Origin of the sequence: Arcicella sp. LKC2W, from assembly GCF_034931005.1 — a bacterium.
Lineage (GTDB): Bacteria > Bacteroidota > Bacteroidia > Cytophagales > Spirosomataceae > Arcicella.
Genome location: NZ_JAYGIN010000012.1, coordinates 1 through 13,866 on the forward strand (window position 1 = coordinate 1; position 13,866 = coordinate 13,866).

General features: G+C 37.1%; 14 protein-coding genes. 5 read left to right on the forward strand and 9 right to left on the reverse strand.

Going from position 1 to position 13,866, the window contains the following annotated elements; genetic code table 11:
* Window positions 1-189: 189 nt before the first annotated feature.
* Together VB796_RS10865 and VB796_RS10870 are read right to left on the reverse strand one after the other, a co-directional pair.
* Window positions 190-684, reverse strand: a complete 495-nt coding sequence (locus tag VB796_RS10865; protein ID WP_323346566.1) for a lipocalin family protein — start codon at window positions 682-684, stop codon at window positions 190-192.
* 106 nt (window positions 685-790) lie between these two features.
* The gene (locus VB796_RS10870) at window positions 791-1,831 is read right to left on the reverse strand and encodes a sensor histidine kinase (RefSeq protein ID WP_323346567.1); all 1,041 of its coding nucleotides are present in this window, start codon (window positions 1,829-1,831) and stop codon (window positions 791-793) included.
* Window positions 1,832-2,017: 186 nt separating this feature from the next.
* Between VB796_RS10870 and purB the strand changes: the two genes are divergently transcribed.
* Window positions 2,018-3,364: an adenylosuccinate lyase gene (purB, locus tag VB796_RS10875; RefSeq protein ID WP_323346568.1), complete on the forward strand. Its 1,347-nt coding sequence runs from the start codon at window positions 2,018-2,020 to the stop codon at window positions 3,362-3,364.
* 100 nt (window positions 3,365-3,464) lie between these two features.
* Here purB and VB796_RS10880 read toward each other — a convergent pair whose 3' ends face one another.
* Complete coding sequence (locus tag VB796_RS10880; protein ID WP_323346569.1) at window positions 3,465-4,301, reverse strand: glycoside hydrolase family 16 protein; 837 nt, start codon at window positions 4,299-4,301, stop codon at window positions 3,465-3,467.
* Window positions 4,302-4,428: 127 nt separating this feature from the next.
* Between VB796_RS10880 and uvrB the strand changes: the two genes are divergently transcribed.
* The 4 genes from uvrB to VB796_RS10900 all read left to right on the forward strand — a co-directional run bounded on the left by uvrB (window position 4,429) and on the right by VB796_RS10900 (window position 8,478).
* Entirely contained in the window at window positions 4,429-6,462 is a 2,034-nt protein-coding gene (gene uvrB, locus VB796_RS10885) for an excinuclease ABC subunit UvrB (protein WP_323346570.1), read from the forward strand.
* Between the two features lie 149 nt (window positions 6,463-6,611).
* A complete protein-coding gene (locus tag VB796_RS10890; RefSeq protein WP_323346571.1) occupies window positions 6,612-6,953 on the forward strand; it encodes an ArsC family reductase in 342 nt (113 codons plus the stop codon).
* Between the two features lie 86 nt (window positions 6,954-7,039).
* The gene (locus tag VB796_RS10895) at window positions 7,040-7,831 is read left to right on the forward strand and encodes a Rossmann-like and DUF2520 domain-containing protein (protein ID WP_323346572.1); all 792 of its coding nucleotides are present in this window, start codon (window positions 7,040-7,042) and stop codon (window positions 7,829-7,831) included.
* Between the two features lie 41 nt (window positions 7,832-7,872).
* The gene (locus tag VB796_RS10900) at window positions 7,873-8,478 is read left to right on the forward strand and encodes an HAD-IA family hydrolase (RefSeq protein WP_323346573.1); all 606 of its coding nucleotides are present in this window, start codon (window positions 7,873-7,875) and stop codon (window positions 8,476-8,478) included.
* Between the two features lie 190 nt (window positions 8,479-8,668).
* On the opposite strand, the gene trpB is transcribed toward VB796_RS10900, so the two are convergent.
* From trpB to VB796_RS10930, 6 genes are all read right to left on the reverse strand, one after another.
* On the reverse strand, window positions 8,669-9,862 hold the full coding sequence (trpB, locus tag VB796_RS10905; RefSeq protein WP_323346574.1) for a tryptophan synthase subunit beta: 1,194 nt from the start codon (window positions 9,860-9,862) through the stop codon (window positions 8,669-8,671).
* Between the two features lie 14 nt (window positions 9,863-9,876).
* The gene (locus VB796_RS10910) at window positions 9,877-10,515 is read right to left on the reverse strand and encodes a phosphoribosylanthranilate isomerase (protein WP_323346575.1); all 639 of its coding nucleotides are present in this window, start codon (window positions 10,513-10,515) and stop codon (window positions 9,877-9,879) included.
* Between the two features lie 93 nt (window positions 10,516-10,608).
* On the reverse strand, window positions 10,609-11,397 hold the full coding sequence (trpC, locus tag VB796_RS10915; protein WP_323346576.1) for an indole-3-glycerol phosphate synthase TrpC: 789 nt from the start codon (window positions 11,395-11,397) through the stop codon (window positions 10,609-10,611).
* Between the two features lie 73 nt (window positions 11,398-11,470).
* Window positions 11,471-12,052 carry a Uma2 family endonuclease gene (locus VB796_RS10920; RefSeq protein ID WP_323346577.1) on the reverse strand — a complete coding sequence of 194 codons (582 nt, stop codon included), beginning with the start codon at window positions 12,050-12,052 and terminating at the stop codon, window positions 11,471-11,473.
* On the reverse strand, window positions 12,049-13,038 hold the full coding sequence (gene trpD, locus VB796_RS10925) for an anthranilate phosphoribosyltransferase (RefSeq protein ID WP_323346578.1): 990 nt from the start codon (window positions 13,036-13,038) through the stop codon (window positions 12,049-12,051). The genes VB796_RS10920 and trpD overlap by 4 nt, the downstream gene beginning before the upstream one ends.
* Window positions 13,039-13,143: 105 nt before the next feature.
* The gene (locus VB796_RS10930) at window positions 13,144-13,710 is read right to left on the reverse strand and encodes an aminodeoxychorismate/anthranilate synthase component II (protein WP_323346579.1); all 567 of its coding nucleotides are present in this window, start codon (window positions 13,708-13,710) and stop codon (window positions 13,144-13,146) included.
* Between the last annotated feature and the right edge of the window lie 156 nt (window positions 13,711-13,866).

Genomic DNA, 13,866 nt, shown 5'->3' on the forward strand with positions numbered 1-13,866 from the left:
ATATACTTATTAATGCAAAACCGCTGACGGGGTGATAAACCGCCGTCAGGGTTACGGAAGAAGACCCTGACGGCGGTTTTTCACCCCGTCAGCGGTTAATTTGGGTCAAATTTGCATTTTTAAGTACATAATTCCGAAAATAAAAAAGGCAACTCATTCGAGTTGCCTTTTTTATTTTCCTATGAAATCTTATTGTTTCTGTAAAGTAATATTCAAATCTAAGGCACTAATGAAAGCTAAAGCAAGAGCTGCACTTGGGTCATTCGCTACCAATTTTTTATAAGCATCAAGATTAATGTTCCAAGTCATGGTTGAACCAGAGATAGTTACTTTGTAAGTCTCAACCGTTTCTTTTTTAGTGCTTGGGTCTGTGTAAGTCATGGTTACTTCAGAACCCGAAAACGTATATTTCCCAGATACACTTGTATTGTTAACAACATCGGTATCTAAAGCGTTAATTGTTCCAGTACCAGTAAAAGTATTATCTGCTTTAAATTCAAAAGTAGCATCAATTGCTTCACTGATAGACTGAGTTTGTCCCAATACAGTGGCACTACCTTTAATAGTTGACGCTTTCCATTTTCCAACGATAGTAGCAGCAGGTGAAGGGTCTGAAGACTTGCTACATCCAATAGCGAAAGCAAGAACGAAGATTAATAAAAATAATTTGTTTAAGTGTTTCATAAAAGTATAGTTTTTTAAATGTTAAGCTACAAAGATAATAAACGGCGTATTTATACCGAAATCTTCGTTTTGCTTTATGAAATAGTAATAATAAAACCTGTTTTCTTTATGCTTCATTCAAAGACTTTTCCAATCTAAATGAAAAAGTCGTTCCCTTTTCAGGCTTTGAAATTACCGAAATTTTAGTTCTATGAGCTTGTAAAATATGCTTTACAATGGCTAAACCCAATCCAGAAGAACCATCAGAGCGACTACGGGCTTTATCTACTCGGTAAAATCTTTCAAAAATTCTATTTAAATGTTCAGAGGCAATTCCTGGCCCATCGTCTTTGATTGAAATTTTCCAGTCCTTTTTATCTTCTTCAAAAATTACCCAAACATTGCCGTTTTCATTACCGTATTTAATGGCATTTTCTACCAAATTTGTCATTACTTGACCGATTCTTTGAGCGTCTGCACGTACCCAAATATTAGGAAGTGGAGATTTAATTTGTATCGTTACATTTTTAGATTGTGCTTTGTTTTCTAATTGCTCAAAAACCTCCTTCGTAATTTGCTTAACATCAATTCGGGCGGGATTCATTTTAATATCGCCCGTTTCCATTTGTGAAAGTGTCAGAAGGTCTTTTACCAAAATATCTAAACCGTCTAAACTTTTGGCAGCTTTATTCAAGAATTTCTCCCGAACATTTTCATCGTCCATCGCACCATCTAAAAGTGTATGCACAAAACCTTGAGCCGCAAAAATGGGCGTTTTTAATTCGTGCGAAACATTCGCTAAAAACTCCCGACGATACTTTTCCAAGCGTTTTAGTTCTGTAACCTCCTGTTCTTTTTTAGAAACATAGACAAAAAGCTCGTCATTTAGTTTGCGAAGTGGATTATTATCTTTTTGCAATTTCTTTCTCGAAACTCCAAAATCTTTCATTTTCAAGCGATTAATAGTATCATACATTTTATTGATTTCTTGAAAAACTAAGTAGTCCAGTACAAAATAAATTAAGACTCCACTAATCACCAAACAGGCTACAAAGCTGATAAACAGGATATTAACGTTTGCTTCTGGCACAAACGAAAGAAATGCCGTAGTGAAAATGGCGGTTGAAATTGCCAGCAAAAAGGCTAAAAGTCTGGGATTTAAGAGCATTTTACAACGAACGTATGGGGAAATAAGAAAATAAAAACGTTAAATAATATACAAATTTACAATAGTTAAAGTCATCAGTAGCTTATCCCAAATTATTCTTTCGTAAATTTGTGTTTTATGTTTGAGAGTCTTGTTTTATTTACTTCCCTCACTCATTCGTTCTCTCATTCAAATATTGAAAGAAGTATGCAATTAAATCAATTAACCGCCATTTCGCCAATCGACGGGCGTTATCGCAAGCAGGTAGAAAGTCTTGCCCCATATTTTTCAGAATTTGGACTTATCAAATATCGTGTCCAAATCGAAATAGAATACTTTATTGCTCTTTGCGAAATTCCTTTGCCACAATTGGAAGGAGTAAAAAAAAGCATATTTGATTCATTAAGAGATATTTACCGTAATTTTTCGGAAGAAGATGCTCTTTGGATTAAGGAAAAAGAGCGTGAAACCAATCACGATGTAAAGGCGGTTGAATATTTTATAAAATATAAATTAGAGAAGTTCGGAATTGAGCAGTATTTAGAATTTATCCACTTTGGATTAACTTCTCAAGACATTAACAACACCGCAATCCCATTGTCGTTGATGGAAGCGATGAACGATATTTTGATTCCAAAATTGAATGAAGTCATTGCTAAACTTGCTTCGTTGGCAGTGGAATGGAAGGATATTTCTTTACTTGCACACACACACGGACAACCTGCGTCTCCAACTCGTTTGGGTAAAGAATTTCAGGTTTTTGTGGAAAGAATGGAACGCCAAATGGATTTGTTGAAAACGATTCCTTATTCAGCTAAATTTGGTGGAGCTACGGGTAATTTTAATGCTCATACGGTGGCTTATCCAGAAATTTCTTGGATTGATTTTGGTAATAATTTCGTAAAATCTTTGGGTTTGGTTCGTAGTAAATTTACTACGCAAATTGAACATTACGATAATATGGCGGCTTTGATGGATAACCTCAAACGCTTGAATACCATTGTGTTAGACCTTGATAGAGATATTTGGACTTATATTTCAATGGGTTATTTCAAACAAAAAATCAAAGCGGGAGAAGTTGGGTCGTCGGCAATGCCACATAAAGTAAATCCAATTGATTTTGAAAACTCAGAAGGAAACGTTGGAATTGCCAATGCTTTGTACGAGTTTTTAGCCGCAAAATTGCCAGTTTCAAGACTTCAAAGAGATTTAACAGACTCAACGGTACTTAGAAATTTGGGCGTGCCAATTGCTCACCAAGTAATTGCTTTGACGGCATTAATGCGTGGTTTAAATAAATTAGAATTGAATCAAGATGCTATCAACGCTGATTTGGAAGATAATTGGGCGGTAGTTGCCGAAGCAATTCAGACGATTTTGAGACGTGAAAATTATCCACAGCCTTACGAAGCCTTAAAAGCATTGACTCGTAAAAATGATAAAATCACTGAAAAAACGATTATGGTATTTATTGATAACTTGGAAGTTGGCGATAAAATTAAATACGAATTGAAACGCATCACACCATTTAATTATGTGGGTGTAGTTGAGTAAATTTAATTAAAATTGTAACGCAGGCAGTGTTCAAAACGCTGCCTGCGTTACAATTGAAATAGGCGAATGCTATTCGCCACTACTAACCAATTCTACCTCACTATTTCTTCATTTTATAAACCCTCACATAGTCAATTTCAAACTTTTGAGGAAAAATAGAATCATCTACGCCTTTTTGCCCGCCCCAATCACCACCAACGGCAAGGTTCAACAAAATATGTTGTTTTTTGTCGAAAGGCCATTCTTTCCAACCTGTTTTTTCATTCTTGAAAGTAAAATATAATTCTCCATCAATATAAGAATCAATTTTCTCAGGAGTCCAATCTATGCGGTAAACGTGAAATTCTGTCATAGAAGTTGGAATCGTTTTCACTGCCGTTTTTTGCGTTCCGATACTGTGATAATAAGATTTTGTGTGTACCGAAGCATGAATCACATTCGGGTCATAACCAACGTGTTCCATAATGTCAATTTCGCCGTTATCAGGCCAATAATTTTGTCCATAAGAATGTTCCGTTGCCAACATCCAAATGGCTGGCCAAGTACCTAAACCTTTGGGTAGTTTTGCTTTTACCTCAAAGCGACCGTACAGAAAATCAGCTTTCCCTTTGCTTGTCAGACGAGCAGAAGTGTAATTTTTATCTTCAAATGGCTCTTTGATAGCCTCAATAATCAATTTGCCATTTTCTACCCGAGCATTTTTCAAATTGTCCTTTGTGTAATATTCCAATTCGTGGTTTCCCCAACCGCTTCCGCCGACATCATAACCCCATTTTTTGGCATCTGGTAAGCCATTTTTATTAAATTCATCTGCCCAAAATGGTTTATATTCAAATTGAGAAGCTTTTGACGGAGTGTTATGAATGGTAATATCCATTTTAAAAGCCGTCGTAATCATCACTACGCCAAACGTAGCTGAGATAAAAGGTATTTTCATGTTTTTTATTGATTTGATGCAATAAAGCTATGGAAATTTGATGAGAATACTATACTTTCTTGCCAAGTAGGGTACTGTGAATTCAGCTTAATTTTTTGTATCTTTACTCTTTACAAAATCTTCAAAAATGGACTTCAAACTTATTTCAGAATATAGCCCAACTGGCGACCAACCGCAGGCAATTGCTAAACTTGTGGAGGGCGTTCAAAACGGAGAAGAATCACAAACGTTATTGGGAGTTACAGGTTCGGGAAAGACTTTTACCGTTGCCAATATGATTACGCAAATCAATCGTCCAACGCTGATTTTGAGTCATAATAAAACCCTTGCCGCCCAATTGTACGGTGAATTCAAACAGTTTTTTCCTGAAAATGCCGTTGAGTATTTCGTTTCTTACTACGATTATTATCAACCCGAAGCCTTCATCGCTTCCACGAATACCTACATTGAAAAAGACCTCATGATTAATGAAGAGATTGATAAGTTAAGACTTTCAACAACCTCTGCATTGATGTCGGGAAGGCGAGATATTATTGTAATTGCGTCTGTTTCATGTATTTATGGTATGGGGAATCCAGAAGAATATCGTAAAAGCATTTTACGATTTGGTGTTGGTGAAACCATTTCTCGTAATCAATTCCTTTTCCGTTTGGTGGAAATTCTTTATTCAAGAACTGAAGTAGAATTTACACGGGGAACATTTAGAGTGAAAGGAGATACCGTTGATATAAATTTACCTTACGCAGATTTTGGCTATCGGATTATGTTTTTTGGCGATGAAATTGAGACGATTCAACGCATCAATCCACAAAATGGTAAGAAGATTTCTGATGAAAAAATGATTGCTATTTTCCCTGCCAACCTTTTCGTAACGGGGCGTGATGTGCTGAATAATTCTATTAATCTTATTCAAGATGACTTGGTTTCGCAGATAAAATTCTTTGAATCTGAAAGCCGATTATTGGAAGCCGACCGTATTAAACAACGTACTGAATTTGATTTGGAAATGATGCGAGAATTGGGCTACTGCTCTGGAATTGAGAACTATTCACGCTATTTTGACCAACGAAAACCTGGGCAAAGACCTTTCTGTTTATTGGATTTTTTCCCTGAAGATTTTGTGTTGGTTGTCGATGAAAGCCACGCCACGATGCCCCAAATTAGAGCGATGTGGGGAGGCGACCGTTCTCGTAAAGAGGCTTTGGTGGATTATGGTTTCCGTTTGCCTTCGGCGATGGATAATCGTCCGCTGACTTTCCAAGAATTTGAAAATATTACGGGACAAACCGTTTTTGTTTCGGCAACTCCTGCCGATTATGAACTAAGGCGTTCGGAAGGCGTTGTGGTTGAGCAAATTATTCGCCCAACGGGATTACTTGACCCCGAAATTGAAGTACGTCCAAGTCTCAACCAAATTGATGATTTATTGGAAGAAGTTCACAAAAGAATTGCGAGTGAAGAACGGGTTTTGATAACGACTTTAACCAAAAGAATGGCGGAAGAATTGTCAAAATATTTGGAAAGAGTTGGCGTGAAATGTCGCTATATTCACTCAGAAGTAAAAACTTTAGACCGTATCGAAATCTTGCGTGAATTACGTTTGGGGGTGTTTGACGTACTCGTGGGCGTGAATCTCTTGCGTGAAGGCTTGGATTTACCCGAAGTGTCTTTGGTAGCAATTATGGATGCCGACAAAGAAGGTTTCTTGCGTGATATTCGCTCATTAATTCAAACGATTGGGCGTGCTGCACGTAACGACCACGGAAAAGTGTTAATGTACGCCGACCGCATGACAGGCTCGATGGAAAAGGCAATTGATGAAACAAACCGCCGTAGAGCAATTCAGTTAGAATATAATCAGGCAAACGGAATTACGCCACGAACCATTTTGAAATCGAAAGAAAAAATTATGGAACAAACGTCTATTGCGGACGTGATGGGCAAGCCAATTAAAAATCTAAAATACTATACCGAGCCACAAGAAATTCAAATGGCCGCTGACCCTGTGGTGGCGTATATGAGCAAAGACGAATTGGCAAAACAAATCAAAAAAGTACAAACCGATATGGAAAAAGCCGCTAAAGAATTAGACTTTATCGTTGCTGCTCGTCTGCGTGATGAAATGTTGGGCTTGAAGAAGTTGATGGAGGGAAAGGGGTAGGAATTTAACGGAATCACTAAGTCAAGTTTCCCAAAAGACCATTTTGAGCGTTTTCTTGCATAATTTAGTAAATATAAATATTTGAAAAAATAAAATGATGAGATTTGGCAAATGTTAAAATTTACCCAATCTTCTTAAAATTAGAAAAAATGTACAAAGTTTACGGTATCAAAAATTGTGACACCATGAAAAAAGCCACCACTTGGCTGACTGACAATAATATTCCTTTTGAATTTCATGATTACAAAAAAGAAGGAATTTCAGCGGAAAAAATCCAAGAATGGCTAACTCAAAAACCTTGGGATGTCCTTATCAACAAAGCAGGAACAACTTGGAAGAAATTGTCAGACGAAGAAAAAGCGACGGATGAAATTGGAGCATTAAAATTGATGATGGAAAAACCTTCGATGATAAAAAGACCCATTGTAGAAAAAGACAAAATAGTGGTAATGGGTTTTAATTCAGATAATTACGAGCAAATTTTTAAATAAAAATTCTCCTAAATCCATCAAAAATCTAAATAAATGTAAAGGCGTTCCGACTGATGCCTTTGCGAATAACTAAATCTTATAATCAGTTGAAAATATCTTTTATTGGTGCGGGCAATGTCTCATGGCATTTGGCACAAGCACTCGAAAATGTAGGGCATAATGTAGCGGAAGTTTTTAGTCGCAATACCAAAAATGCCGAAGAACTTACCAAATATCTGTACGACGCTAAAGTCCAGCGTGACCTTAATTTTGCGAATTCTCAAGCCAAAATCTTTTTCCTGTGTGTAACTGATGATTCTATGTTGGAAGTTGCCAAGCAATTAGTGCTTCCAGAGGATTCCATGCTTATCCACACTTCGGGTAGTAAGTCCTTGGCTGAGTTGGATGAATTACTCAGACTCAATAGCGATGTCACAATAAAAACGGGTGTATTTTATCCTTTACAAACCTTCACAAAAAACTTTAAGGTTAATTTTACCGAAATTCCCATTTGCATTGAGTCGGAGGAAGAAGATGTGGAAAAGGTGTTGATAAACTTAGGTCAAGATATTTCAGACATTACTTATCTGATAAATTCGGAAGAAAGAAGAGTCCTGCACGTGGCGGCGGTTTTTGCCTGTAATTTCACCAATCATCTTTGGGCGGTTGCTCAGGAAATCGTGGAAGATAACGAATTGGAATTCGATTTGCTAAAACCTTTGATTAATGAAACGTTCAGAAAGGCAATGTCTTCCGAAAATATTTTCAAAGCACAAACAGGCCCTGCTCGTCGTGGCGACAATAAAATAATTAATCAACATCTTCTTTTCTTAAAACAACAACCTGATTATCAACAAATTTATCGGGTTTTATCGGAAGGAATTTTGAAGAAGAAGTAATAAGTAGGACAGGTTTCCAACCTGTTTTAAACCGTGACAGGTTGGAAACTAATCTTAAAGGCGACTATCAAACGGCTATCGAATATTTCCAACCTGTTTTAAACCGTGACAGGTTGGAAACCTGTCCTACAAAAATGTCTCAAGAAAAATTTAAAAATATTACCACTTTCGTCTTCGATATTGATGGCGTTATGACGGATGGTTCAGTTCACGTGTTAGAAACTGGTGAGCATTATCGTGTATTTCATATTCGTGATGGATACGCCATTGAGCGTGCCGTGCAAGCAGGTTACAGAATATGCGTAATTACGGGTGGAAAGCACGAAGGCGTGCGTAAGCGTCTGCAAAACCTTAAAATACATGATGTTTTTATGGGTTCTGGAGGGAAAAGCAAGTTGGAAATTTATAAAGGCTGGTTGGCAGAATCGGGCGTTGCGGAAGAGCATATTTTATACATGGGTGACGATTTGCCCGATTATGAAGTGATGTCTCGACCAGATTTATTTGCCACTTGTCCCGCTGATTCTTGCGATGAAATTTTGGAAATAGCCAATTATATTTCGCCTAAAAATGGAGGAAAAGGAGCCGTTCGTGATGTAATTGAGCAAGTAATGAGAGGAAAAGGAGAGTGGTTGAAGTTTTTTTAAGAAGCTGTTTAGATAATTCACGGAAGTCGTCCTTCAAAAGGACAACTTCCGTAACAATCTATGTAGGCATTAATTTTGTACGCAGGATTGATATTTTATAGTTGAAGTATGTAGATAACGTAAATTTTCAATCTCAGATGGATAAAAGAAATCCATAAAATATCTACGTCATCTGCGTGCCATAAATCCTCTACAAAACATATTTCATATAAGTATCCAAATCTTTATCGCCACGTCCCGAAAGATTAATCACAATCGTTTCATCAGGTTTTGCCTTCAAATATTTTAGCACCGCCAAAGCATGAGATGATTCAAGAGCAGGAATAATTCCTTCTAATTTTGAAAGTTCCATCGCTGATTCTAATGCTTCTTCATCCGTAATTGCATAAAATTCTGCTCTTTTCGTTTCCCAAAGATGAGCGTGCATAGGTCCAATTCCAGGATAATCTAAACCCGCTGAAATAGAATGAGGCTCAACTACTTGTCCGTCAGGCGTTTGCATTAATAAGCTTTTACTTCCGTGAAGCACGCCCATTTTTCCTAAAAAGGTAGTAGCGGCAGAAAGTCCAGAAGTAACTCCATGTCCACCTGCTTCGGCTGCAATCAAACGAGTTTCGGTATCGTCCAAAAAATGATAAAATGCACCTGCTGCATTTGAACCACCACCCACGCAAGCAATCACGTAATCAGGGGTTTCTTTTCCTGTTTTTTCTAATAATTGACTTTTCATTTCTGCCGAAATAACCGACTGAAATTTGGCAACCATATCAGGATAGGGGTGAGGACCAACCACCGAACCAATGATATAATGCGTATCCACAGGGTTATTTATCCAGTGACGCATCGCTTCGTTAGTCGCATCTTTTAACGTTTTTGAACCACTCATCGCAGGACGAACTTCCGCACCCAACATTTTCATACGTGCCACATTAGGGGCTTGACGTTGAATGTCAATTTCACCCATATACACGATACATTCTAAGCCCATCAACGCACAAACTGTAGCAGTTGCCACGCCATGTTGACCAGCACCTGTTTCTGCAACAATTTTCTTCTTGCCGAGACGTTTTGCTACTAATATTTGCCCAATGGTATTGTTTACCTTATGGGCTCCTGTATGACACAAGTCTTCTCTTTTCAGATAAACAGTTGTGTTGTACTTTTCCGATAAACGTTTTGCTAAGAAAAGGGGTGTCGGGCGACCAACGTAGTCTTTCAATAAAGCATTATATTCTTCTTGGAATGAAGGCTCTTCAATAATACTAAGATACGAAACTCGTAATTCTTCTACATTTGGATAAAGCATTTCTGGAATGAAAGCTCCGCCAAATTGTCCGTAATATCCTTTTTCGTTTACGTTATATGCTGATTCTGTAATAGTCATTTTGGTGTTATATTTTATACTTCTACCAATTCTGGTTTGATTATTTTTATCAATTTGTCTAATTTTTGAATATCTTTCAGAGCTGGACTAATTTCAAATTTACTGTTTACATCTAACGCATAAACCTTTAAATTTTGGATTTCAAGAGCTTTGTGAGCATTTTCTAAATCAATTCCTCCTGCTAAGAAAAACGGTTTTTCATTATCATATTTATTCAAAATACGCCAGTCGAAAGTTGTACCATTTCCACCTCTTTCTTGACCTTTGGTATCAAATAAAAAGAAGTCGCAGTAAGGTTTATAATTTTGGAGTTTTCCAAAATAGAAATTTTCATCTACCGAAAACGCTTTGATGATATTGACTCCCTTTAGTTTTAAATTTCTACAAAAATCAGGTAATTCCTCTCCGTGTAACTGAACGTAGTCGAGGTTGTATTTCTTGTAATTTTCTAAGATGTACGAAGCCGTAGCATTGACAAAAACACCTACTTTACGAGTTGTATGAGGGAACGATTTTAATAATTCCTCATCTAATTCTTCACCTACAAATCGGCTTGATTTTTCGTAAAAAATAAAGCCCATAAAATCTGGTTGAAGGGCTAATAATTGGCGAATATTTTCCGCCTCACGCATACCACAAACTTTTAGTCGCATAATATTAAAGGGCTAATAACAATTGAGCAAATTTACTGAAAATCAGTCAATTATCATAAAATCAATTATAGTGGCTATTAATGGGTAATTTTCTTAAAGCTGAGCAATTAAATCGGCTAAAGCTTTAGGAGGATTTTCAGTTTTCATAAATGTTTCCCCCATTAAGAAGCCACGATAACCAACTGATTTTAAAAGTTTTATGGTTTCGGCTTGAGAGATACAACTTTCCGAAATTTTAATACAATTAGCTGGAATTTTTTCAGCTAATTCAAGCGACGCATTTACATTTTGTTCCGAGAAGTTTTTGAGGTTACGATTGTTTACGCCTACAACATCAATATACTCGCAAAGGCTACGATTTAGTTCTTCTTCATCATGAATTTCTAAGAGTGTTTCCATGCCTAAATCTTTCGTCAATTTGCCTAATTCTTTGACTCTTTGAGGACTCAAATTAGCAGCAATTAACAAGATAACATCAGCTCCCAAAGATTTCGCTTCGATGATTTGGTATTCATCAATCATAAAATCTTTGCGAATCATCGGAATACTTGGATTGGCTTTTCTGGCTCTCAAAAAATCATCATCTGAACCACCAAAAAAGTCAATATCGGTCAAAACCGACAAACAAGCTGCACCTGCTTGCACGTACCCAAGCGTAACATCTTCGGGCGTAACGTTGGCATTGATAATTCCTTTTGAAGGAGATTTTCGCTTAAATTCCGAAATGATTCCGCTCGAAGACGGGTTTAATAAACTTGTTTTTAGTGAATTAGTCGTTTTGGCAAAATAGCCTTTCATTTCTAATTCCTTTACCGAAACTTGTGCTTTTCTTTCGGCTACTTCTTGTTGCTTTCGGGCAATTATTTTATCTAAAATGGTCATTTATCTTGGGGTTAGGGGTTGGGTTTTAGGGGTTTGAATCATTAGTACATTTTAAAATCCCAACTCCTACGGATTAATTATCAAAAACTCTTGCTAAATCTATTTGTAAATCAGGGAATGTTGTGGAAGTTAAAATGTCTTCATCTGTAACGGGTTGTAAACCAATGTATTTGCCAGCTTCATTCAATACATAGACAAAAACGCATTTATCTTGTGGCTCAACTAACCAATATTCTTTTACACCATTTTCCTCATAAACTTCATACTTTTCTCTCATCTCCTTGCGGGAGTTGCCTGGAGAAAGAATTTCAATGATGAGGTCAGGAGCTCCCACACAGCCTTTATCGTCTAATTTATCTAAATCACAAATAACACAAAGGTCAGGTTGAACAACAGTATGAACTTTATTTGAATTGTCCCTTTTTAGAGGAGTTAGTCTTACATCAAAAGGAGCAGCGTATGCTTCACACTTTTTCCCTTCCAAAAACTTCACGATAGCTTCAGTAAATTTCCAAGAAATTCGTTGGTGAATTCTCGCAGGTGCAGACATAGGAAAGATTTTACCTTTAATAATTTCAAGGCGTTCTTCAAAAGTCCACTTCAAATAATCGGCATACGTATAAGTGCCGTTAAGGTCTAATTCTGCAAATGTCATGGCATTACAAATTTTTTAAACGAAGTTAAGGCTTTTCCACTTTCTAAAGATTCTTTTGCTTTCAAAACTGCGTCTGACAAACTTAAATTCTCATCGGCACAATATAATGCGGTGGCAGCATTGGCCAAAACTACTTCTGTTTGGGCTTTTGTTCCTTTATTTTCCAAAATAGAAACTAAAATTTTTGCTGATTCTTCTACGTTGTTTCCTCCGTGTAAATCTTCTTGTTTACATTTTGTGAAACCTAATTGTTCAGGCGAAAACGTTTCTTTTCCTCTTTTCGTAATTAATTCAAAGTCAGAGGTTAATGAAATTTCGTCGTAACCGTCTAAACCGAATAAAACGCCAAAATTACCTTCTGCTTTTTGGAATAATTGACCATAAATTCCTAAAATCTCTTGATTATAAACACCTGTAACTTGTTTTTTTACTTGTGCGGGATTCAAAATTGGTCCGAGCATATTGAAAAAAGTTTTCATGCCTAATTCCTTGCGAACTGGGCCTACAAAACGCATGGCTGGGTGAAATAGCGGAGCGTGTAAAAAGCAAATCCCGGCATCTTCAATTTTGTCTTTTAGATAGTTTTCGTCATTCGTGAATTTCACGCCTAAATATTCTAAAACGGTTGACGAACCCACCGACGACGAAACCCCATGATTCCCGTGTTTTGCTACGAACTGACCCGCACCCGCAACGATGAAAGAGGAAGTCGTTGAAATGTTAAAAGTGTCTTTGCCATCGCCACCCGTTCCGCAAACGTCCATCGGCGAAAATTCAGAAAGATTTACCGTAACTGCTAAATCTAACATGGCATCACGGAAACCTTCTAATTCATCTGCCGTGATAGATTTTATCATGTAAGTGGTTAAAAATGCAGCAATTTGGCTAACGTTTGCTTCGCCCTTTCCAATAATTGAAAGGGCTTCTTTAGCTTCAATTTTGCTGAGGATTTCACCTGAGATTCGTTTTTGTAAGTATTGTTTCATTTGTTATTACTTTCGATTCAGGAGAATCGTTTTACATTTTTTCTCTCTTTCGATTCAGGAGAATCGAGTTACATTTTTTCTCTCTTTCGATTCAGGAGAATCGAGTTACATTTTCACCCAATTCTCCACCATTTTCACGCCGTATTGTGTCAAATATGCTTCTGGGTGAAATTGTACCCCACGCACATCATAACGAGTGTGAGCTTCTGCCATCACAAAATTATTTTCGTCGATAGCCGTAATTTTTAAATCTTCGGGCATTGTATCAGCTACGACTGTCCACGAGTGATAGCGACAAACGTCAAATTCTTTCGGAATACCTTGAAAAAGAACTTCCGATGGTTCGGTGATGATACATTTGGTAGTTACCCCGTGAAGTACGTCGCCCATATTGTGCAATTTTGCCCCAAAAGCTTCGCCAATGGCTTGATGCCCCAAACATACACCTAACATTGGAATCGTCGGAGCATATTCACGGATAACATCTAATAAAATACCCGCTTCTTCTGGAATTCCTGGCCCTGGAGAAAGAAGAATTTTATCGTATTTTTTGACTTCTTCCAACGCAATTTTATCGTTACGAAAAACGTCCACATCATTGCCTAATTCTTTGAGGATATACACCAAATTATAAACAAATGAATCGTAATTATCTAAGACTAATATTTTCATGTTTGTATCTTTATTTTACTGTGATTTTAGCCACGAAGGCTCAAAGTCTTTAAGAGTTTATTTTAGCCACGAAGTCTCAAAGTCACGAATCTTGTTAATCTAAACCTTAGGGTCTTCGTGTCTTGGTGGCAAACCTAAATTTTAGAGACTTTGTGA

Coding starts and splice junctions, on each gene's coding strand:
- VB796_RS10865 (WP_323346566.1), bottom strand. CDS start 684: ATGAAACACTTAAACAAATTATTTTTATTAATCTTCGTTCTTGCTTTC.
- VB796_RS10870 (WP_323346567.1), bottom strand. CDS start 1,831: ATGCTCTTAAATCCCAGACTTTTAGCCTTTTTGCTGGCAATTTCAACC.
- purB (WP_323346568.1), top strand. CDS start 2,018: ATGCAATTAAATCAATTAACCGCCATTTCGCCAATCGACGGGCGTTAT.
- VB796_RS10880 (WP_323346569.1), bottom strand. CDS start 4,301: ATGAAAATACCTTTTATCTCAGCTACGTTTGGCGTAGTGATGATTACG.
- uvrB (WP_323346570.1), top strand. CDS start 4,429: ATGGACTTCAAACTTATTTCAGAATATAGCCCAACTGGCGACCAACCG.
- VB796_RS10890 (WP_323346571.1), top strand. CDS start 6,612: ATGTACAAAGTTTACGGTATCAAAAATTGTGACACCATGAAAAAAGCC.
- trpB (WP_323346574.1), bottom strand. CDS start 9,862: ATGACTATTACAGAATCAGCATATAACGTAAACGAAAAAGGATATTAC.
- VB796_RS10910 (WP_323346575.1), bottom strand. CDS start 10,515: ATGCGACTAAAAGTTTGTGGTATGCGTGAGGCGGAAAATATTCGCCAA.
- trpC (WP_323346576.1), bottom strand. CDS start 11,397: ATGACCATTTTAGATAAAATAATTGCCCGAAAGCAACAAGAAGTAGCC.
- VB796_RS10920 (WP_323346577.1), bottom strand. CDS start 12,052: ATGACATTTGCAGAATTAGACCTTAACGGCACTTATACGTATGCCGAT.
- trpD (WP_323346578.1), bottom strand. CDS start 13,038: ATGAAACAATACTTACAAAAACGAATCTCAGGTGAAATCCTCAGCAAA.
- VB796_RS10930 (WP_323346579.1), bottom strand. CDS start 13,710: ATGAAAATATTAGTCTTAGATAATTACGATTCATTTGTTTATAATTTG.